Here is a 20,610-nt window from a genome sequence, read left to right on the forward strand (position 1 = left end):
TATTGAGATGAATTCGAAAAATGCTAATCGTGCTTCTTCTGGGAAATTTATAACAATATACCCTATTAATAACGAAAGCTTTGTTGACTTGTTAGAATTGATTTCTTCAACAATCCGGGATTTTCAAAAAGGACCTTATATTCTTAATGATAAGAGATGGAAAAATAGCAATGTATTCTATGGCTTTAAACATATAATTAATGAACATGCCGAACATTGCATTAGAGATGATCAAGGAAATTTAATTAAGGATCAAAGAACTCCTTTTCCTTTTTACCAGGTTCCTGACTTTGTAAAGGATTTCGATGATTATCTGAATACCATTAATAATGATTTGGAAAAGAAAGAGGAAGGCAATTTAGAGAAGTATGAGATTGAAACTGCACTGGCCTATAGTAATGCTGGTGGGGTATACCGTGCGACACGCAAGAAAAATAATGTGAAAGTGATTATCAAGGAAGCTAGACCAAATGCAGGTTTAGATGGGGCGGGTCAAGATGCCTTAGCTAGGCAAAAAATCGAATACGATGCTTTGAAAAAACTTAAAGATGTACCCGGTGTTGTGAATTTGATAGGGTATTTCCAAGAATGGGAGCATTATTTTATAGAGAAGAGATGGATGCGATTTTAAAATTATCAAAGATTTGTTGCACAGTTAGTGGAAGCTTATTTGATGGCGCAGGCAGCTTTATTTTAATCCCTCCTATGGTCGAACATAGGAAAAACCGCGAGGAAATTGTTAGTGATGTATTGAAGTTACTTAATCTCTTTTCTAATTGAGAAGAATGGTTATTATGTATATCCAGGACAATTTCCTTTTAGATTAGCCAGGGAGTTCAGGAATAATTTTAGCATTAATGGGGGTAGTCAAAGATAATCCACTCTATTAGTTACCATTGATCAATTCGGATCAATTTCTAGAAAGAACAAAGGCCAAGGCTCTAGCAGTAACTAGTGAAAAAGTGTAACGAAATGTGTGGTGCAAAATGAGTGTATGACACAGATGGTAAAGGCCAAGCAGCGGAAGCAACAGTCACAACAGTAACAACGACTGTAACTGGTGTGTGTACATTAAGTGTTTGGAAATGCAAAAAATAATTAAATAAGATTTAACTAATTGCAAAAGTTGAATGCCGAATTTATTTGTTGTTCAAACCTACCCAGAACTCATTTATTATACTCATAAATCATAAAAATATCAAGAGAGGGTGATACATATCGAAAAGTTATTAGGAATAGCCAAACACCCCGAGCCATTTGAAGAGGGCACACAAGAAATCTGGCTTGATCCAGATAGATCTGATCTTGTTTTGAAGTCTCACTTTGACGAGGATATACCTGGAGGTAGTAGGGAAAGCAGTTTTATTGATGAAACTATTGATTTTATTAGTAACCTTGCACCAGTAGAGAAATATAAAAAGGTTATTGACTTAGGTTGTGGTCCAGGGCTTTATTCACAAAGATTGGCAATGAGGGGCTACGATGTTGTAGGTGTAGATTTTAACAAAAATTCCATTGAATACGCAACTAGTGAAGCTAAAGAAAAGAATTTATCAATAGATTATAGGAATGAAGATATTACTAATATTGAACTAGAACCTGATTTTGATTTAGCCCTTTTAATTTATCAGATTTACGGTGTCTTTAATCCAGCTAATAGAAAAAAAATACTTAGTAATATCCACCGTGGGTTAAAACCGGGAGGATTAGTATTATTAGACGTGTTATCAGAGACTAGTTATGAAAAGTTCGAACCAAATTTTATGTGGATGTTATCTGACGAAGGTAGCCTATTATCAGATAAGAGCCATTTAATTTTATACGCCGCACTTAAGTATCCTAATAAAGTTACTTTGGCAAGAAACATCCTAGTTTTTGATGATGGTAAGTTAGTAAATTATAATTATTGGAATCAAAATTTCAGTATTGAAGATTTAGAAAAAGAAGTGGATGAAGCAGGTTTTACTCTTGAAAAGGTATATGCGGATGTTAATGGTGGAGAATACGTGAACAATAGCGAGTCCTTCGCCGCAGTTTTAAAAAAGAAATAATCAGATAAGTACCAGTTAAGGATTCAGTGTTTGCAAGAATAGGAATAATTTATCCCCTGGCTCTAACACTGAATCCTAAAGTTAAAATGTCTAAGGATAAGAAAGTTTCACATATTTAATATGTGTTTAAATAAGTCGTTCGCAAATAAAGATAAAAGGATAAACATAAAAATATGAAAAGACTCACTTTAAAACAATTTATCGGTATTCTAGATAAGTACAGACCTTCTGGGTGGTTACTTTTCATAGCAGTTGTATTATCGATAATTCAAACGGGCATATCTTTAATAATTCCATTAGTTTCCATGGAACTTGTCGATTTATTGGTTGTTGAAGAATTTAATATTTTTACTTTATTAGGATTGCTGCTTCTTTTTATGTTCCAAGTTTCACTTTCTGGTATTTCTCTTTATATGATGATTTATATTGGTGAAGGAATAATTGTCCGCCTAAGAGAAGATTTATGGAGAAGAGTAGTAAGATTTCCTGTTAAATTTTTTGATGCAAATAATTCAGGAGAAATAATGAGTAGAATTACAAATGATACGATGGTAATGAAGAATTTCTTTGTAGATCATTTGATTCCTTTCTTTACAGGGCTAATTACGATTACAGGTTCTCTTATCATTCTTTTTCTAATAGATTGGAAGATGGCGCTTATTTTTTTACTAGTTTTTCCTGCTGCATTTTTGGTTCTAAACCCACTTGGTAAAAAGATGTACAGGGTTTCCAAAGATATGCAAAATGAAACAGCCTTATTTCAAGGAAATCTTAGCAGGGTATTAAGTGATGTTCGTTTAGTAAAGCTTTCAGTTGCTGAAAATGAAGAAGCTGTTCAAGGGGCTAAGCGTGCAAGAAGATTATATAAATTTGGCTTAGAATCTGGGAAGGTAATAGCAGTAGTATCACCTCTTATTACAACAACGCTCCTTATTGTATTAGTTGTCATATTTGGTTGTGGAGGCTACCAAGTTGCAACAGGCTCTTTGTCAGCAGGAGCTTTAGTAGCTATAGTATATTATATGTTCCAAATTATGACTCCTGTAACATTAATGGCTCAATTTTTCACTCAAGCCCAAAAAGCAATGGGAGCAACAGAACGTGTCAATTCATTATTAGTTGAAGAGCTTGAAGAAGTTGTTATACCCAATAAAGAAAATGTCAAAGAAGACATTGAAGATGGAATTACCTTCTCAAACGTTGTCTTTTCTTATAGTGAAGAGGGAGGAGTATTAAATAATATTAGCTTTACAGCTAAGGAAGGTAAAAAGACGGCAATTGTAGGTGAAAGTGGAGTCGGTAAAACAACTTTATTTTCATTACTTGAACGATTCTATATTGTTGACAGTGGGGATATTTTTTATAACGGTAGATCGATATATTCTCATGAATTAAGTAAATGGAGAGAGAAAATTGCATACGTTAGCCAGGATACCCCTATTATGGAAGGGAGTATTAAGGACAATTTAGTGTATGGCATAAAGAAAGATATAAGTGATTCCATTATTTTTGATGCACTAAAGAGTGCAAACTTAGACTCTTTTGTGTCATCACTACCTCAAGGACTAGATACGGAGGTTGGTGAAAAAGGTATCCGCTTATCAGGTGGACAAAAACAAAGAATAGCAATTGCTAGAGCCATCATTAGAGATCCAAAAATACTGCTATTAGATGAAGCTACAGCTCATTTAGATAGTCAATCTGAGGCACTCGTTCAAGAAGCTTTCAATAATTTAATGAGAGATAGAACAACGATAATTATTGCACACCGTCTATCAACTATTAAGGATGCAGACTGTATTGTAGTTATACAGGAAGGTAAAGTATCAGGGTGTGGTTCGCATTACGAATTATATGAAACAAATCAGTTATATAAGACTTTATTTAATCAGCAAACATTTTCTAAAGAATTGGTTCTTAGTGGGAATGTCTGAAAAAATCAAACAAAATAACACGATTTATCTGTGCCGCTAAATGAAAGCCGAATTATTTAAAGGAGGTGAAAAAATGAATACCGTATTGGAATTACAAGAATTAGCGCATGACACAGATGGTAAAGGTCAAGCAGCGGAAGCAACAGTCATATCCACCATAGCAGCAACAACTTGTGTAACAACAACTGTAATAACTGCCGGGAAATGAATCTTCAAAAATTAAATAGACCTAACTGCCGTGCAAAAGTTAAAAAGCCGAATTTATACTTGATGAAACCTAGTAACAGTTATTAAATAATTCTGGGGTGCTTAGTTGAGCGGAGTTCAGCAAAGCACCCAGAATTAATTCGCTTCTTCACCGTTAAAAATGAAAAATCTACTGGAAATCAAGAGACCACCTTCATGCCGAACTTCCCCGAACCAACTGCGGAAAGTGCACTTCCATCACCCGAGTCAATGTTCCGTGGGCCCTGGATAAACCGAAGCATTACTTTACCCTGCACTTCGATGCGCTCATAATCAATCTGGCCAAGGATGATACCAATGTACAACTACATAACTAGATCCTGAGAAAAAAACGTTATTTACGTAACCAAAGGCCGGGATTCCGGTATATGGCGGAATGCAAGGAGCAGTTAGAGGCCCGTGGCGGATTCGAATGTATTCTAAAAATAGCTCTAAGTTGTGAAGAGAGGAGTGGAATAATGTCATATCTTCTAGAAATCAAGAATATTAGCAAATCATTTGGCGATAAAATTGTTTTAAAAGATGTAACATTTAACGTACCATCTGGATCAATTGTTGGGTTCATTGGTGATAATGGGGCAGGTAAATCAACAACATTTAAAACAGTACTAGGATTAATCTCAAAAGATAGCGGTACAGTTAAAGTACTCGGTGAAGAAAATATACATAAAAATGCAAAGATTAAGGAAAAGATAGGGGTAGTATTCGATGCTATGAATCTACCGGCTCATCTTACAATAAAACAGCTTAATAAAGTTTTCAAAAGACTGTTTGACTTATGGGATCAAGAGAATTTTTATAGATTAGTCCATTCTTTCTCTTTACCCCTAGATAAAAAAGTTCATACATTCTCTCGCGGGATGTCAATGAAGCTGTCTGTTGCTGTTGCGTTGTCGCATAATGCAAAATTATTACTCCTGGATGAAGCGACGGGAGGGCTTGATCCCTCATCGAGGGAAGAACTGTTAGAGGAATTGGAAAAATTTGTTAGGAAAAGTAACGGTGGTATATTGCTTTCCTCCCATATTATGAGTGACGTTGAGAAAATAGCTAGCCATATTGTCATTATAAAAGATGGTGAAATCTTACTAAATGAAGAGAAAGATAAGGTTTTTGAAAGTTATGCTATCGTAGATATTGATGATGAACAACTAAAATTACTCAACAAAGATATTGTAGTGGCGAAAAGGAACCATGGGTCTTATTTCAGTGTACTTGTATCGGATAGACAAGGACTACCAAATGGGATTGTGTCTAAAACCATTTCAATGGAAGAAATGAGTGTCTTATTAACAAGGAGCGAAAAATAATGAGAGGCCTATTATTGACTAACTATTACCTGGTATATCGAAGTATATTTGCGTACACAGGACTTGCAATCTTGGTATCCGGAATAATCTTATATTTTGGAGGTGCTTCAATGCGCGGTATAGCCGCTTTGTTAATTATCTTGTTAATGGCTGTACCTTCACTTGAAGTTATAAAATCCGAGAGTAAGTCGGGTTATGACAAGTACGTACTTACTTTACCGGTTAGAAGAAGTAATATTGTACAAAGTCACTACTTTTTTTATTTTTCAGTCGCGTTTATCGGATCTTTACTATCGTATGTCATCTTGTATGTATCTAATCTAATGTCGGATACACCAAGCACTGGGATATTTAATACTGTTTCTATTGGGACTTTCATAGTTCTCTTTGTCGGTGCGTTAGTTTATCCATTCCTCTATATTTTTGGGCCAGAAAAATCTGACGGTATTATAATTGGAAGTGGGTTTGTTGCTGTTTTTGCTACTTTTGGATTACGAAACTTAGTAGACCAAATACCAAATATAAATCCATCTTTATATGTTCCGGTTATATATATAATATTTGGTGTTATCATATATGTTCTTTCTTATTTCATTTCTGTATTTATATATCATAAGAAAGAATTTTAGAAATACAGCGGACGCAGGGAATAACGTCTTCTACCACACGGTAACTGAGACGGTAGAATGTCTATTCTTTCATAAATGGAGAGTGACTATATATAGTAATTAACTCAACTTTCGCAGATCGAAAATCAGCATGAACGTTTGCCATTGTAGGGTTCCAGATGGATCAGATCCCACGATTGCAAAATAGAAAAACACCGCTTCGTTTGGTAAAGTGAGAGTGACAAGCTTCCACTACCAGACAGAAGAGGTGTCTTCCATTATGATAGACCATCAGACCGATCTGAAGCAACTACCAAACGAAATAAAACCTGCCTTTCAAGAACTGAACGTGCTCAAACATTTACAGCAAGCTGGCTTTCGTAAGCGATTTGGTTTTAGCTGTGCCCTGCTGTTTCAACTCGTTTTCGTCCTTTTGTTCCATCAGAGAAACTGGTTTCGCCTACTCGAGAGCAGCAAAGGTGACTCGATGCCCGGCAAGGATGCCGTTTACCGCTTTCTCAATTATGCCGGCTGCTGTGCCTGGCGTCGATTTCTGACGTCGCTTAGCGTCGCCACGGTGCAAAAGGTCAACGCTCTAACGTCTGCGGACCGGGACACCGTCTTTATCATCGACGATTCCATGTTCGAACGTAATCGAAGCAAAGCCTTCGAGTTGCTTGCCAGATTCAAGGAACACGCTACCGGTGCTTATTACAAAGGATTCCGCATGCTCACGATGGGATGGTCGGATGGCCACACCTTCTTGCCGATCGACTTTCCCCTACTCAGTTCCAGCAAGTCATCGATCAATGGCATGAGTGAAAGCATCGACAAACGAACACACGGCTATAAGCGTCGTCAGGAATCGCTTCTGTCGGCTCCGGCAGTGAGCGCTCTCATGCTGGATCGTGCCCTCACTGCCGGAGCCACCGCATCCTACGTCTTGATGTACAGCTGGTCTACCCATGCACCGCTCATCGGCGAAGTTGTTGCGCGCGGCCTGGATGTGATTGGCATGGTCGACAACAAGCGTTTCTTGATTCAAGGCCAGAAGCTATCGATCCAGGAATTGTACGCGGTGGCGCCTCCTGTCGTGAGCAAGAAGCGCAGCAATCTTCGTTCTATCCAAACCGAGCTTCCTTCGGGTATTCCGGTTCGATTCGTCTTTGTTCGCCATCGCTCCAGGAAAAACGAGTGGCTGGCGATTTTAGCCACCGATCTTACGCTTACCGTAGAAGACTTCATCCGGATTTACGCGATCCGCTGGGACATCGAGGTCTTCTTCAAGTGCACCAAATCGCTGCTTCGCCTGCGATGGAATTTCAAGGCCGTTCCTACGAGTTGCTAATCAGCCACACGACGATTGTGTTTTCGCGCTATATCGTACTGGCTTGGCAGCATCGGCAAAGCACGGACTCACGATCTTTTGGCGGTCTGTTTTATTTGTTGTGCGACGAGGTCGGAACACTCGACTGGGCTGTCGCTCTGCAGCAACTGTAAGATCTCAACGAAGTATCCAAAAAAGCAGGGAAGAAGCTTTCCGCTCTGATTCACCGTTAACTCCAGCAATGGATTGCCGCTTTGCCTAGTTATATCAAGGCTTGTTTGCTAATTTCATGCTGCGAAAGTTTGAGTAATTAATTATACATATATAAGAAAAGGGGAGTGACTATGAAAACAAACGTGTTCGATCTGGATGAGGTAGCTATTCGATCGAGTGAACAAAACGGGTTGCACCTTCATCTTTGCAGCACAGATAAATTTAAAACAATGAATATAATGTTGACGATGAAGTCACCTCTTCAAAAAGATTTAATTACTGCAAGAGCATTAATTCCCCATATTCTGAATGGAGGTTCAAAAAATTATCCAAACCATAAGCGAATAAAACAAAAACTTGATGAGATGTACGGTGCAACCCTTTTCCCAAATGTACAAAAAGAGGGAGACAATCATACAATATCTTTTCGAATGGAGATCCCTGCAGTTCAATATCTTAATGTAACGAATACTTTCATGAAATCAGCTTTCGATTTATTACACGACATTGTTTACAGTCCCGTTCTTGAAAATGGTGTATTCAATTCTACGATTGTCGAACAAGAAAAACGCTCCTTAAAGCAACGTTTTGCATCAATGTATAGTGAGAAAATGTTATATGCTAGTGTTCGTTTAATAGAAGAGATGTTTGAAGGTGAACCGTATCAGCTTTCTGCATATGGTATCGAGGAAGATATCGATTCTCTTAATGATGCATCTATTTATCAAATCTATAAAGATCTGCTTCAAAATGATCGGTTTGATTTATACATCGTTGGCGCTTTTAATGAGGATGAGGTTACATTAATGGTCCATGATGTTTTTTCTGAAGAGCATAAGGACAAACCTGTAAATACCATTTCTCCAGCTAGAAAAGATAGAAATGGTATTAAGATTATTCAAGATAAACAGGACGTAAATCAAGGAAAGCTTCTCTTGGGTTATAGAACTTATTCGACAATACAAGATGAGGATTTTGAAGCTACAAGGTTGGCCAACGCGATTTTTGGTAGGTTTCCATCTTCCAAACTATTTATGAATGTGCGTGAAAAAAAAAGCCTTGCTTATTTTGCCCAATCCCAACTGGAGAGCAATAAAGGGTTGTTAGTAACGATGGCCGGAATTGATTTTGATAATTATGAACGTGCAGTTGAAATTATAAGAGAACAAGAGTACGCAATGAAAGAAGGTAACTTTACTGAGGATGAAGTTGAACAAGGTAAAGCAATGTTAATTAACCTATTACTTGAAGCATATGATGTTCCTCTGGGAATTATGGAAATAGCCATCGAAGCGGTTGATAGAGGATTTTCAAGTAACTTAGTTGATCAGATAAACAGAATAAATAGGGTAACCAAAAGCGAACTTATTCGAGCTGCCAATAAATGGGAACTTGATACAATCTATTTTTTAAATAGGAAGGATTAAATAATATGGAGTCAATGGGACTATTAAAGAGTCCCCCATCAACACTTTAACAACATTAATTGTAAAAAAGGGTTGAATTAAAATTATTCCAAATGATCCCTTGTAATACAATAATGAAGATATATATCTTCTATTACTAAAAAATAAAAATATAATATTAAATAAATAAAAAATAAGTAGAAAGCGTTGACAGAGTCACTACCAAACGTTACTATAAAGGCTATATTATATTGTAAGAGGTTATTATTACCGTATTCCTTGAACCATACTTCTAGCTCCGACAGATTACTGCATTCGTACAGAAAAGGCAACGGAATGTAGCTTTTACCCCCTTTTATATCACAATTATAAGCTTAAATCTGATCAGCAAGCTTTTTTGTGAAAACTCCAATAGTCAATCATAATAATTCACTCCTGTCTCAACTAGATTTTCTTCCGTAGGTAGTATTACATCATAAAAGTGAGTACCAACAGCAAGAGGTAATTAGAAATAGGCAAGCTTTCCCTAGATATGTGGAATACACAAATAATGAAATATGGGCGGGATATGTATGGAAGGAAATATGCTTTACCATCAGTACTTGAAACCAAATTCAGAATATTACGAAAAAATGAGCGCGACAGTAAAGGCATATGAAGTGAATGAGATTCCTGATACATATGCTGTTATTTCAGACAATGACTCCGTTTGGAAGCACTATCATGTTAAGGGATTAACACTACCAGAGCAAGGATGGAAAATTCATGTAACTGCGACATTAGAAGATTCACAGGGTGTGCTAGAAAAGGTTTCTCGGTTATGTATAGATAGAAAAATTGACTTCAAGCACCTTAAGGATAGAAACAGTTTTCTTGAGATGAATTCGAAAAATGCTAATCGTGCTTCTTCTGGGAAATTTATAACAATATACCCTCTTAATAATGAAAGCTTTGTTGACTTGTTAGAATTGATTTCTTCAACAGTCCGGGATTTTCAAAAAGGACCTTATATTCTTAATGATAAGAGATGGAAAAATAGCAATGTCTTTTATAGATATGGAGGATTTAAAAGTATAATTAATGAACATGGTGAACATTGTATTAGAGATAATCAAGGAAATTTAATTAAGGATCAAAGAACTCCTTTTTACCAAGTTCCTGACTTTGTAAAGGATTTCGATGATTATCTGAATACCATTAATAATGACTTGGAAACGAAAGCGGATGGCAATTTAGAGAAATATGAGATTGAAACGGCACTGACCTATAGTAATGCTGGTGGGGTATACCTTGCGACTCGAAAGAAAGATAATATGAAAGTGATTATCAAGGAAGCCAGACCAAAGGCAGGTTTAGATGGGGTAGGTCAAGATGCCTTATCTAGGCAAAAAATCGAGTATGATGCTTTGAAAAAACTTAAAGATGTACCCGGTGTTGTGAATTTGATAGAGTATTTCCAAGAATGGGAACATTGTTTTTTAGTAGAGGAATTCATAGAGGGGCAAGACTTAAGGCAATGGATGGCCCGAGATTTTCCATTCATTAAAGACAGTGATCGTTTGCGTGATCACGCTGAAAAAGTTAAAAAGATACTGTTACAACTTTTCTCACTAATACATAATATACATAAAAATGGAGTGGCGATGGGTGATTTGCAACCATCAAATGTAATGGTAACCGAGGACTTAACCGTTAGGATAATAGATTTTGAAACTGCGATGCCCGTAAGCTCTGAAGACAACCCTAGTATGGCTACGACTGGATTTGTTTCGCGGGAAATGAAAGTCAGTGGTGCGAGAGATTGGTTCGGATTAAAGAAAATTATACTCTTTTTGGCACTTCCAGTCCTTTCCTCAGAAGATTTAGAGGGGTATCTACAATCTAACCATTTTAATTGGATAAAAGAAAACTATGGAGATTCATTTTATCGTTTCATTGTAGATTTACAAGAAAAATGCAATAAGAGAATAAATGACTACCAAAAGTATACCCCGAAAGAAATTAACCTCTGTGATCAGCCAAGTGACTTTAACATCTCTTCTATTATTGATAAGTTAATAAAAGGAATTGAAAATAATTTAACTAATGATGAAAGGTTCATTAACGGTGACATTCGTCAGTTCATGATGAGCGGGGCGAAGTTCAACTTTTTAACTGGCGGAAGTGGCGCAGCTTTTACACTTACTAAAAAACAATCTAAAACTGTAGAAGTAGATCAATGGATTCAAAGTTTTTTATTAGACAATTTAGATCGAATTGAAGACAATGGATTGCTGACTGGAAAGACAGGGATATTGGCTTTGCTTTATGAAAAAGGTTATAAAGAAGTTGTCTTCAATGAAATGAAGGTTTTAAAAGATAACATTAATGAAACTAATATTTCTTTACGCTCAGGTCTTTCAGGAATAGGTTTATTCGTAATTAGTTTATACCTGGAAACAGAGAACAAAGAATATTTACAATTTGCAAAAGAAATAGAAGAATTAATTGAATGTAACAGAGTTAAAGGTGAACCGTTAAGAGTTAGTGACTGGATGGCGGTTAATATAGGTGCGATTGATGGTTTATCCGGGGTAGCGCTGTTTTATTCAGCACTTTATTCAGCTACCAATAATAAAAAATATCTAAAAAAGGCTGAGTTATTACTAAAGGAAGATTTAGAATCAACAAAAAAAGATGATGCGAGTGGTGTGTTACAAACATTAGATAAGAGAAATCGCCTTTTGCCGTATCTTTCCGGAGGATCTATTGGAATTGCTATTTCAATTTGGTTTTTAAATCATGTGAGTGGACAAGACCTTTATAAAGAAGAGATGGATGCGATTTTAAAATTATCAAAGATTTGTTGTACAATTAGTGGAAGTTTATTTGATGGCGCAGGTAGTTTCCTTTTAATCCCTTCCATGGTGGAACGTAGTAAAAAACGCGAGAAAATGGTTAGTGAGGTCTTGGAGTTACTTAATATTTTTTTAATTGAGAAGAATGGTTATTATGTATATCCAGGACAATTTTCTTTTAGATTAGCCGATGATGTTTATACAGGGAGTTCAGGAATAATTTTAGCATTAATGGGGGTAGTCAAAGATAATCCACTCTATTGGTTACCATTGATCAATTCGGATCAATTTCTAGAAAGAACAAAGGCCAAGGTTCTAGCAGTAAGTGGTGAACAAGTGTAATGTTTAGCTTGCAAAATGAGCGTGTGACACTGATGGTAACAGGCCAGAGGGAGGCTGTAACAGTAACAACGACTCTAGCAATGATGTGGTCGACAGCAAGTATTCGGTGCCACTAAATGAAAGCCAAATTATAAACTATGTAAAGGAGGTGAGAAAAATGAACACAGTATTGGAATTGCAAAAATTAGCGCATGACACAGATGGTAAAGGGCAAGCAGTGGATGCAACACCAACAACAGTTACAGTGACAACAGTAACAACAACTGTTGCTGGTTGGTCGACACAAAGTCAGCATCACTGCTAAAAAGAATCTCAAAATTAAATAACTGCCGTACAATAGTTTGGAGGTGAAAAAAATGAATGCGGTATTGGAATTGCAAAAATTAGCGCATGACACAGATGGTAAAGGCCAAGCAGCGGATGCAACACCAATATTAACTACACCAACTCGTTGGTCGACACAAAGTCAGCATCACTGCTAAATGAATCTTAAAAAAATAAATAACTACCGTACAAAAGTTGGAGGTGAAAAAAATGAACACAGTATTGGAATTGCAAAAATTAGCGCATGACACAGATGGTAAAGGGCAAGCAGTGGATGCAACACCAACAACAGTTACAGTGACAACAGTAACAACAACTGTTGCTGGTTGGTCGACACAAAGTCAGCATCACTGCTAAATGAATCTAAAAAAATTAAATAAGAATAACTGATTGCAAAAGTTAAATGCCAAATTTATTCTTGATTAAACCTAGTAACAATTATTAAATAATTCTGGGGTGCTTAGTTGAGTGGAGTTCAGCAAAGCGCCCAGAATACCTATCATACTCATAAATCATAAGAAAATCAAGAGAGGGCGATAAATTCACTTTAACGAGGATATAACTGGTGGTAGTAGGGAGAGCAGTTTTATTGATGAAACTATTGATTTTATTAATAGCCTTGCGCCAGTAGAGAAATATAAAAAGATTATTGACGTTGCTTGATCCATCGAAAAAAAACCTCTATGCTCCATCGTGCTTTATAGATCGTGGCGATTTGCTCAGCCGATACATGCAGCAAGCTCGTTGCGACACGAATCTCTGATCCTGAAAAAGTGCGCCGTTTCTCGGACCGGCCTTGTTCGATACCCCATTGGCAGGTGATGTCTCGCGTGACATTGGTTCCTTCCACGGCTTGTCGTTGTAATGATTGCGGCGTGACCAAGGTTTCTTTAATCCGTACTACGAAATATTGGTGTTACTTCTCGTGCGTATCGAAACGTTCAATCTTCCCGTAAGCGCGATCCTCGACCATGATATAGTCGGGATTGGCCAGCTTTTCACCGATCGGCCCATCATGCTTGATCGTCACCGTTTTGGTAACTTTCACCGGTTGCTTGGCCGCCACATCGTAAGCTACATTTACGCTCGGCAATCCACAGTCCGCAGCGCGGTCTGCACCAGACCGATAACTTTCCCACTAACTTTCCCAATTGCCTAATCAGCTTCATATAACATCTCATTTAACGCAGCGGGCCGAGACAAGCTCGACCTCTTCCAGAAGAAGCATTTCGAGGTGAAAAAATCGCTTAAGCAAGCAAAAACCAGATCTGCTGACTGACCACAGCAGTTTTGTTTTTTATCTAACATTCGACATATGTATCACTATTTTTGGAGCCTACTGTAACTGCTAAACTAGAATTAACGGATTCCGCTAAAGGTCAAGTCCAAATTTATGTGTAAAATCCTCGATGAGATTGCCAGAGTAAAAAGATGCCTAAGCTGCAGTCCTGTCGAGCTTCTTCCGCCACTCATGGTACTCTTTCATCTCAATATACTTTTTTCCGGCAGACCACTTTTCGTCCTGCTCAATCAACAAGGCTCCAAAAAGGCGAAGGACAGAGGCTCGGTTGGGAAAAATGCGAATGACGCGTTCTCGACGCCGCAACTCGCCGTTTAGACGCTCTACAGCATTTGTGGTGCGCGTACGTATCCGACAGGCAGCCGGAAGGGCCAAGATCGCTGTCGCATCGTCAAAGCCTTCTTCCAAGACCCTCATGGCCTTTGGAGCTTTATCGTCAAATGCTTCTTGTGTCCGCTTCAGCAGTGTACGGGCACTGGTCTCGTCCGCAGCTTCGTAGATGGCCCTTACATGGGCCTTCTATTCATCCCGCGCACTGACCAAACCACCGTGATGGTCGCTTGTAATGACATCCACACCGTGCAACCCGCGACTTTTGAGGTGCGTAAAGAAAGCTCCCCACGTTGCGGCTGACTCGGTATCATCGACGGTAAGTCAAAGCAGTTCCCGGTAGCCCTCCGCATTAATCCCTGTTGCAATCATCACGCCACGTGAGCGAACACGACCGTCTTCCCGGACTTTGACGTACAGGGCATCGACAATAAGAAAGGGGTAGGGCTTGTCCAGTTTTCGGTTATTCCACTCCTCAACGAGGGGATCCAGTTGTTTGCAGAGTTCACTAACGGTCGATTTGGAGAACTCCGTTCCACACAGTTCTTCGGTGATATTGCTGATTTTTCGCGTTGACACACCATTGAGCACCATCTCCATCATGGCTAAGACAAGGGCTTGCTCACTGCGTTGGTATCGAGAAAAAAGTTCTGTAGAGAACCGACCGTTACGAAAACGCGGCACTGCTTGCAGGGTTAATTGCCCCACCCGTGTTGTCAGCCGATGAGGATAGGATCCATTACGGTAAGCCGCACGTTCTTCTGAGCGCTCATAGTGCCCCGCCTTCAGCTGTTCCGTTGCTTACGCCTGCAATACTTGATTCAAGATGGACTCTAATAGGCCGCTATCCCCGCATCTCTTGATTCGGATAAAAACAGTTGATGCAAAAGTTGTGAATCTAGGGTAATCTGGTATTGAGTCATAGCTAGATCCTCCTTTGGAATGTTGTCTCGGCAACTTCATTCTATACGAGGATCCTTGCTATGGCTCTTCTTTTTTTTCATTTGCTTTTTACACAATTATATGGACTTAGCTTAGCGAAATTAGGAATGCTGCAAAAATACATCACTTACCCTACGGCTAGGCATAAATGGCATTCAGCATGGCGAAATAATGTAATTTCTCCTAGGCCCCCTAATTAAACTGGAGCTTCCGGCTCCAATATTATAAGCTGTTATCAGAGGGGGACAACTAGTATGGGAAAGCACTTTAGCAGGGAAAAACGCCGGCAAATCGTAAAGGAAGCAATGGCCGGCATTAAGGTGGGAACACTTGCCCGAATGTACGGTGTCCATCCGGATTTAGAAAAAGCTGCATGGAAAGGGTGTTCCTTATTTTGAGATCAACCAAAACTATGAGGAAGAAATGACCGAGGTCTATGATTATATCGAGACGCAAAAACGCAAAATCGTCGACTGCAGGATGCAGCCCCCGCACTGAGGCGTGTCGGCAAGGTCGATTGATATCACTTACTTGGAAAGGAAGAGACGATGAAGAAGTTCATATTTCGCAGCAGTTTTATTATTGATTGCGGGATGCGCCAGTGGCAGGGGAGATTTGCACCGACTGCGTACCCTTCTAAATATGCGGAAAAGAACGGTCATATTGTGGTAGCGCCCTCCGGACTCAAAAATGCGGAGAAAATGGAAGAATTCCTGGCCAAACACAACGACAGGGAGAAGGCAGCGTTGCGGATGCGATGTATTCGGTTGAAGGGGATGCCATTCTTTATGATGTGCATACAGACGGAGAGACGATTCAATATACAATAGACAATACCAGAGATTCATTTGCCCAAGATGCCGGTATTCAAGAGACCACCTGCAAGAACATCATAAAAGAAGAGGACGCGAAACAAGTTACCTATATGATCGAGGGGGCAAGGAATGGATAGGAGGATCATATATTCCAACTAAAAATATCGGAATATTATTATTGACGAAGCAGGAATAACCGCTGCCTGGATTAAGGAAAAAGCGGCGGAGCGCATGCTGGAGGCCCGGAAAGGTTCAGCTAAAGAAGCCCCACTACCCCCACAAACAATACGTTTCGGATAACTACAAGAAAAAGTAAGAACCCGCCTTAGGTTAGCTCCTAGGCGGGTTCTTATGCTTTGGTACCCATCCACAGGAATTCCAAGCATTGCTGTAGTCCCCTTCATTGTCCTGGACTTGGAACACGATGCAGTCCTGTCCCCGTTCTGCAGCTTTAAATCAATTCCGGCATATGGCCGAACCCTCTGATTAAGTCTCCGATTCAACTTTCGCATCGCTAATGATCGTAACACAAGTGGTTTGCGTTCCTTTCTTCTTTTTTTCTCTTCATTTGCATATCAGTAGAGGTAAGGCGTTTGCCAATGCGCTTGTCGGCGATAAGGAAGGCTGAAGGCGTATAATGCTCCATCTTCATTTTACCGCTGCAAGGGCAGTCCATGCTTCCTTGAAAGAGGAAAGAAGATAGAAAAGGAAGGGGAGGTGGCAAGTATGACCCGCTTAGATTCTCCAGGCTTACGCTTGCGCCAAGCTGTTGAGGAAGAGCGGCCGCTGCAGGTGGCTGGCACGATTAACGCCTATGCCGCTATGCTGGCCAAGTCCGCAGGCTTCCGCGCGATTTATTTGTCGGGGGCCGGTGTGGCCAACGCTTCATTCGGCTTGCCGGATCTGGGCATTACGACACTGAACGATGTGACGGAGGATGTCCGCCGCATCACTTCGGCGGTCGACCTGCCGCTTCTGGTTGATGCCGACACGGGATTCGGAAGCGCCTTTAATATTGCCAGAACCATCCGGGAGATGACCAGAGCCGGGGCGGCGGGCGTGCATATCGAGGATCAAGCGATGGCCAAACGATGCGGGCACCGGCCGAACAAAGCGATTGTGAGCAAGGACGAAATGGCCGATCGGATTAAGACGGCTGTCGATGCCAGGACGGATGGCTCCTTCGTCGTTATGGCGCGCACGGACGCTCTGGCATCCGAAGGACTCGATGCTGCGATCGAACGGGCAGCTGCCTATGTGGAAGCCGGGGCGGACATGATTTTTGCCGAGGCGGTTACTGAAGTGTGGCAGTACCGGAAATTCGCCGAAGCCGTGAACGTGCCGATTCTTGCGAATATTACGGAATTCGGCCAGACGCCGATGCTGTCCGTGGAGGAGCTTGGAGCCGCCGGCGTCAGCCTCGTGCTCTATCCTCTGTCCGCTTTCCGCGCTATGAATGCCGCGGCTTTACAGGTGTATCAGACGATCCGCCGCGAAGGAACGCAGAAAAGCGTCATCGATATGATGCAAACACGCAACGACTTGTATGAATATTTGAAGTATCACGAATACGAAAAAAAGCTGGATGAATTGTTCGCTGCCGGCAAGGAGGGACAATAAATGACAACGGCGAAAAAACAAGGCGGATTAGCCGGAATCATCGCCGGCCAGACGGCGATTGCCACCGTGGGGAAAGAGGGGAAGGGCCTGAATTACCGGGGGTATTCCATCTACGATCTGGCCGAGCATGCGACCTTCGAGGAAACGGCCTATCTGCTCGTTTACGGAACATTGCCTTCTTTCAGTGAATTGTCCGCTTATCGCTCGAAGCTGCAGCGCCTGCGCGGACTTCCGGCTGGTCTGAAAAGGGTGCTCGAACAACTGCCGGCCGGATCGCACCCGATGGACGTCCTGCGCACAGGGTGCTCGGTTCTCGGCACCATGGAACCTGAGGGTCCTGGACGCAGCCACAGCGATATTGCCGACCGCTTGATGGCCAGCTTCGGCTCGATGCTGCTGTATTGGCATCATTATGCCCAGACCGGCGCCCGAATCGAGACGGAAACGGACGACAGCAGTATCGCCGGACATTTTCTGCATTTGCTGCACGGCAAGAAGCCGGAACCGCTGCATGAGCGGGCGATGGACGTTTCTTTGATTCTGTATGCGGAGCATGAGTACAACGCTTCGACCTTTGCCTCCCGCACCGCCGCTTCTACTCTGTCGGACATGTATTCGGCGATTACTTCAGGCATCGGCACGCTGCGCGGTCCGCTGCACGGCGGCGCGAACGAGGCGGCGATGGAACTGATCCAACAGTTCCGCACGCCGGACGAGGCGGAGGCGGGCCTGCGCCGGATGCTGCAGGAGAAAAAACGGATCATGGGCTTCGGGCACCGGGTCTATTCCGTCTCCGATCCGCGCTCCGATGTCATTAAGGTCTGGTCTCGCAGGCTGTCGGAGCATGCAGGGAATATGAAGCTTTATCGCATCTCCGAACGCATTGAATCGGTGATGCGGGAAGAGAAGAAGCTGTTCCCGAACCTGGACTTCTACAGCGCTTCGGCTTACCATCTGATGGGCATCCCGACGGCGATGTTCACGCCCGTGTTCGTGATATCACGCACGAGCGGGTGGTCCGCTCACATCATCGAGCAAAGAGCGAACAACAAGTTGATTCGCCCCAACGCGGAATATATCGGTCCAGAACCGCAGCCGTGGCTGCCGATGGAATCGAGAACATAAGTACTCGTAAGGGGGAATGCACTATGTCGTCACATCTCAGCAATGCAAGACCTGATCATGATCAAGCGATTAAGGATATCGCTGCTTATGTAGGCCGGGCGATTGATAGCGGGGAAGCGTACCGGACGGCCCGATACTGCTTAATCGATTCGCTCGGCTGCGGCATGCTGGCGCTTCGGTACCCGGAGTGCACGAAGCTGCTAGGACCGATTGTGCCGGGAACGGTCGTGCCGAACGGTGCCAAGGTGCCGGGTACTTCCTACCAGTTGGATCCCGTTACAGCCGCATTTAACATCGGCGCCATGATTCGCTGGCTGGATTACAACGATACGTGGCTGGCTGCGGAATGGGGCCACCCTTCGGACAATCTGGGCGGCATTCTGGCCGTGGCCGATTATGTAAGCCGGAAGAACGCTGCGGAAGGAAAAGCCCCGCTGTTGATGCGGGACGTCTTGACAGGGATGATTCAAGCGCATGAGATTCAAGGCGTGATCGCACTGGAAAACAGCTTCAACCGCGTAGGACTGGACCATGTCCTGCTCGTCAAAGTGGCTTCGGCCGCCGTTGTTACGAAGCTGCTCGGCGGAACCGAGGAGCAGATCATGAATGCGGTGTCCAACGCATGGATCGACGGGCAATCCCTTCGCACGTACCGTCATGCGCCTAATACGGGCTCTCGCAAATCGTGGGCCGCAGGCGATGCGACAAGTCGCGCGGTGCGTCTTGCCATGATGTCGCTGAAGGGCGAAATGGGCTGTCCCTCCGCATTGACGGCGAAAACCTGGGGCTTCTACGATGTTCTCTTTAAAGGCAGCGAGTTCAAGTTCCCGCGTCCTTACAGATCGTATGTCATGGAAAACGTGCTGTTCAAGATTTCGTTCCCCGCGGAATTTCATGCGCAGACGGCCGTGGAATGCGCGATTCAGCTCCATCCGGACGTCAAGGACCGGCTGGACGACATCGACCATATTGCGATTGCCACACACGAGTCGGCGATCCGCATCATCGATAAAAAAGGACCGCTGCACAACCCGGCGGACCGCGATCATTGCCTGCAGTATATAACGGCAATCGGACTTATTTTCGGTGAGCTGACGGCGGATCATTATGAAGATTCCACGGCAAAAGATCCGCGTATCGATGCCCTGCGGGAGAAGATGATAGTAGTGGAAAATCCGCAATATTCCAAGGATTATCTCGATCCGGAGAAGCGCTCCATTGCCAATGCCGTTCAAGTGATGTTCAAGGACGGCTCCAGGACGGACAACGTGGCCGTTGAATATCCGATTGGCCACCGCCGCAGAAGAGCGGAAGGCATTCCGTTGCTGGTAAAGAAATTTAAAAACAATTTGGAGACGCGTTTCCCCGCAAAGCAAGTGGCGGACATTTTGGAGCTTTGCGAAAATCAAGAGCGCTTGGAAGCGACACCCGTACACGTCTTCGTGGACAAGTTTTTGATCTGAAAAGCAAGCTGGCGCCGGTACTCCACCGGTGTCAGCTTGTTCCGCTTTTGCTGTCTTCTCGCCATTGTGTACAAACGCCGTACATTTTGTCCGCTTGAAGTTCCACTCTTGCTGAAGCGAGTCCGTCCTTACTCCGGCGCCTCGTTTTGAAAAAATTCCTCAACCTTTTTCATGAACACCTTGGCAGCCATGCTGCTGTACTTGTCGCTGCGATAATAAATCTACAATCCCGAACCGGCGATCCCTTAATGGGAATGGAGTGTTTTCTTTCTTTATTCATTTCCAATATTATGAATTGAAGTTATACTAAGGGGAAGAGATGGCGGACGAATGAAAAAGGACCATCAAGAAGTACCTATCAAATGTACTGGTATTGCGGCGGTCTTACTGAAAAAATGCAATGATGAATGCAAAGTG

At 42.0% G+C, this 20,610-nt stretch carries 19 protein-coding genes and 3 pseudogenes; 19 read left to right on the top strand and 3 right to left on the bottom strand.

The window, feature by feature from the left end:
• Positions 1-7 precede the first annotated feature (7 nt).
• From L6439_RS11875 to L6439_RS11930, 13 genes and pseudogenes are all read left to right on the top strand, one after another.
• Positions 8-631, top strand: a complete 624-nt coding sequence (locus tag L6439_RS11875; RefSeq protein ID WP_213471228.1) for a class III lanthionine synthetase LanKC N-terminal domain-containing protein — start codon at positions 8-10, stop codon at positions 629-631.
• A gap of 359 nt (positions 632-990) precedes the next feature.
• On the top strand, positions 991-1,098 hold the full coding sequence (locus tag L6439_RS29645; protein WP_206106324.1) for a class III lanthipeptide: 108 nt from the start codon (positions 991-993) through the stop codon (positions 1,096-1,098).
• A 110-nt stretch (positions 1,099-1,208) separates the two neighbouring features.
• Entirely contained in the window at positions 1,209-2,051 is an 843-nt protein-coding gene (locus L6439_RS11880; protein WP_213471227.1) for a class I SAM-dependent methyltransferase, read from the top strand.
• A 173-nt stretch (positions 2,052-2,224) separates the two neighbouring features.
• Positions 2,225-3,985, top strand: coding sequence for an ABC transporter ATP-binding protein (locus L6439_RS11885; RefSeq protein WP_213471226.1), 1,761 nt, complete (start codon positions 2,225-2,227; stop codon positions 3,983-3,985).
• Between the two features lie 73 nt (positions 3,986-4,058).
• Positions 4,059-4,193 (top strand): class III lanthipeptide, encoded by a 135-nt coding sequence (locus tag L6439_RS11890; protein WP_206106325.1) that lies wholly within the window; start codon positions 4,059-4,061, stop codon positions 4,191-4,193.
• 496 nt (positions 4,194-4,689) lie between these two features.
• Positions 4,690-5,541, top strand: a complete 852-nt coding sequence (locus L6439_RS11895) for an ABC transporter ATP-binding protein (protein WP_213471239.1) — start codon at positions 4,690-4,692, stop codon at positions 5,539-5,541.
• The gene (locus tag L6439_RS11900; protein WP_213471225.1) at positions 5,541-6,170 is read left to right on the top strand and encodes an ABC-2 transporter permease; all 630 of its coding nucleotides are present in this window, start codon (positions 5,541-5,543) and stop codon (positions 6,168-6,170) included. Before L6439_RS11895 ends, L6439_RS11900 begins: the two co-directional genes overlap by 1 nt.
• A gap of 259 nt (positions 6,171-6,429) precedes the next feature.
• Positions 6,430-7,790, top strand: a pseudogene (locus tag L6439_RS11905) (IS4 family transposase).
• A 30-nt stretch (positions 7,791-7,820) separates the two neighbouring features.
• Complete coding sequence (gene yfmF / locus L6439_RS11910) at positions 7,821-9,116, top strand: EF-P 5-aminopentanol modification-associated protein YfmF (RefSeq protein ID WP_237096830.1); 1,296 nt, start codon at positions 7,821-7,823, stop codon at positions 9,114-9,116.
• A 551-nt stretch (positions 9,117-9,667) separates the two neighbouring features.
• Complete coding sequence (lanKC, locus tag L6439_RS11915; protein ID WP_213471224.1) at positions 9,668-12,274, top strand: class III lanthionine synthetase LanKC; 2,607 nt, start codon at positions 9,668-9,670, stop codon at positions 12,272-12,274.
• A gap of 157 nt (positions 12,275-12,431) precedes the next feature.
• Positions 12,432-12,578 carry a class III lanthipeptide gene (locus tag L6439_RS11920; RefSeq protein ID WP_213471222.1) on the top strand — a complete coding sequence of 49 codons (147 nt, stop codon included), beginning with the start codon at positions 12,432-12,434 and terminating at the stop codon, positions 12,576-12,578.
• A 52-nt stretch (positions 12,579-12,630) separates the two neighbouring features.
• On the top strand, positions 12,631-12,756 hold the full coding sequence (locus L6439_RS11925; protein WP_213471223.1) for a class III lanthipeptide: 126 nt from the start codon (positions 12,631-12,633) through the stop codon (positions 12,754-12,756).
• Between the two features lie 52 nt (positions 12,757-12,808).
• Complete coding sequence (locus tag L6439_RS11930) at positions 12,809-12,955, top strand: class III lanthipeptide (RefSeq protein WP_213471222.1); 147 nt, start codon at positions 12,809-12,811, stop codon at positions 12,953-12,955.
• A gap of 298 nt (positions 12,956-13,253) precedes the next feature.
• Here the strand turns inward: L6439_RS11930 and L6439_RS11935 are convergent.
• The 3 genes and pseudogenes from L6439_RS11935 to L6439_RS11940 all read right to left on the bottom strand — a co-directional run.
• Positions 13,254-13,481 (bottom strand): annotated as a pseudogene (locus L6439_RS11935) (transposase); the annotation flags it as partial.
• Positions 13,482-13,514: 33 nt separating this feature from the next.
• The gene (locus L6439_RS29300) at positions 13,515-13,646 is read right to left on the bottom strand and encodes a hypothetical protein (RefSeq protein WP_269155985.1); all 132 of its coding nucleotides are present in this window, start codon (positions 13,644-13,646) and stop codon (positions 13,515-13,517) included.
• A gap of 387 nt (positions 13,647-14,033) precedes the next feature.
• Positions 14,034-15,151: pseudogene (locus L6439_RS11940) on the bottom strand (IS256 family transposase).
• A 273-nt stretch (positions 15,152-15,424) separates the two neighbouring features.
• Here L6439_RS11940 and L6439_RS11945 point away from each other — a divergent pair.
• The 6 genes from L6439_RS11945 to L6439_RS11965 all read left to right on the top strand — a co-directional run bounded on the left by L6439_RS11945 (position 15,425) and on the right by L6439_RS11965 (position 20,193).
• Positions 15,425-15,568, top strand: coding sequence for a hypothetical protein (locus tag L6439_RS11945; RefSeq protein WP_237096831.1), 144 nt, complete (start codon positions 15,425-15,427; stop codon positions 15,566-15,568).
• Positions 15,569-15,718: 150 nt separating this feature from the next.
• Positions 15,719-16,000: a hypothetical protein gene (locus L6439_RS11950; RefSeq protein WP_213471240.1), complete on the top strand. Its 282-nt coding sequence runs from the start codon at positions 15,719-15,721 to the stop codon at positions 15,998-16,000.
• Positions 15,928-16,122 (top strand): DUF4362 domain-containing protein, encoded by a 195-nt coding sequence (locus L6439_RS29650; RefSeq protein WP_213471220.1) that lies wholly within the window; start codon positions 15,928-15,930, stop codon positions 16,120-16,122. The genes L6439_RS11950 and L6439_RS29650 overlap by 73 nt, the downstream gene beginning before the upstream one ends.
• A 589-nt stretch (positions 16,123-16,711) precedes the next feature.
• A complete protein-coding gene (prpB, locus tag L6439_RS11955; protein WP_168178085.1) occupies positions 16,712-17,605 on the top strand; it encodes a methylisocitrate lyase in 894 nt (297 codons plus the stop codon).
• Positions 17,606-18,730 (top strand): bifunctional 2-methylcitrate synthase/citrate synthase, encoded by a 1,125-nt coding sequence (prpC, locus tag L6439_RS11960; RefSeq protein WP_213471219.1) that lies wholly within the window; start codon positions 17,606-17,608, stop codon positions 18,728-18,730. It begins immediately after the preceding gene.
• Between the two features lie 23 nt (positions 18,731-18,753).
• Entirely contained in the window at positions 18,754-20,193 is a 1,440-nt protein-coding gene (locus L6439_RS11965; protein WP_213471218.1) for a bifunctional 2-methylcitrate dehydratase/aconitate hydratase, read from the top strand.
• Positions 20,194-20,610 lie beyond the last annotated feature (417 nt).

Source organism: Paenibacillus dendritiformis, from assembly GCF_021654795.1.
Classification (GTDB): domain Bacteria; phylum Bacillota; class Bacilli; order Paenibacillales; family Paenibacillaceae; genus Paenibacillus_B.

Bases quoted from the DNA above. Each gene is read 5' to 3' on its own strand.
- L6439_RS29650 (WP_213471220.1), top strand. From the start codon at position 15,928: ATGTATTCGGTTGAAGGGGATGCCATTCTTTATGATGTGCATACAGAC.
- L6439_RS11885 (WP_213471226.1), top strand. From the start codon at position 2,225: ATGAAAAGACTCACTTTAAAACAATTTATCGGTATTCTAGATAAGTAC.
- prpC (WP_213471219.1), top strand. From the start codon at position 17,606: ATGACAACGGCGAAAAAACAAGGCGGATTAGCCGGAATCATCGCCGGC.
- L6439_RS11900 (WP_213471225.1), top strand. From the start codon at position 5,541: ATGAGAGGCCTATTATTGACTAACTATTACCTGGTATATCGAAGTATA.
- prpB (WP_168178085.1), top strand. From the start codon at position 16,712: ATGACCCGCTTAGATTCTCCAGGCTTACGCTTGCGCCAAGCTGTTGAG.
- L6439_RS11920 (WP_213471222.1), top strand. From the start codon at position 12,432: ATGAACACAGTATTGGAATTGCAAAAATTAGCGCATGACACAGATGGT.
- yfmF (WP_237096830.1), top strand. From the start codon at position 7,821: ATGAAAACAAACGTGTTCGATCTGGATGAGGTAGCTATTCGATCGAGT.
- L6439_RS11950 (WP_213471240.1), top strand. From the start codon at position 15,719: ATGAAGAAGTTCATATTTCGCAGCAGTTTTATTATTGATTGCGGGATG.
- L6439_RS11895 (WP_213471239.1), top strand. From the start codon at position 4,690: ATGTCATATCTTCTAGAAATCAAGAATATTAGCAAATCATTTGGCGAT.
- L6439_RS11945 (WP_237096831.1), top strand. From the start codon at position 15,425: ATGGGAAAGCACTTTAGCAGGGAAAAACGCCGGCAAATCGTAAAGGAA.
- L6439_RS11890 (WP_206106325.1), top strand. From the start codon at position 4,059: ATGAATACCGTATTGGAATTACAAGAATTAGCGCATGACACAGATGGT.
- L6439_RS11965 (WP_213471218.1), top strand. From the start codon at position 18,754: ATGTCGTCACATCTCAGCAATGCAAGACCTGATCATGATCAAGCGATT.
- L6439_RS11925 (WP_213471223.1), top strand. From the start codon at position 12,631: ATGAATGCGGTATTGGAATTGCAAAAATTAGCGCATGACACAGATGGT.
- L6439_RS11875 (WP_213471228.1), top strand. From the start codon at position 8: ATGAATTCGAAAAATGCTAATCGTGCTTCTTCTGGGAAATTTATAACA.
- L6439_RS11930 (WP_213471222.1), top strand. From the start codon at position 12,809: ATGAACACAGTATTGGAATTGCAAAAATTAGCGCATGACACAGATGGT.
- lanKC (WP_213471224.1), top strand. From the start codon at position 9,668: ATGGAAGGAAATATGCTTTACCATCAGTACTTGAAACCAAATTCAGAA.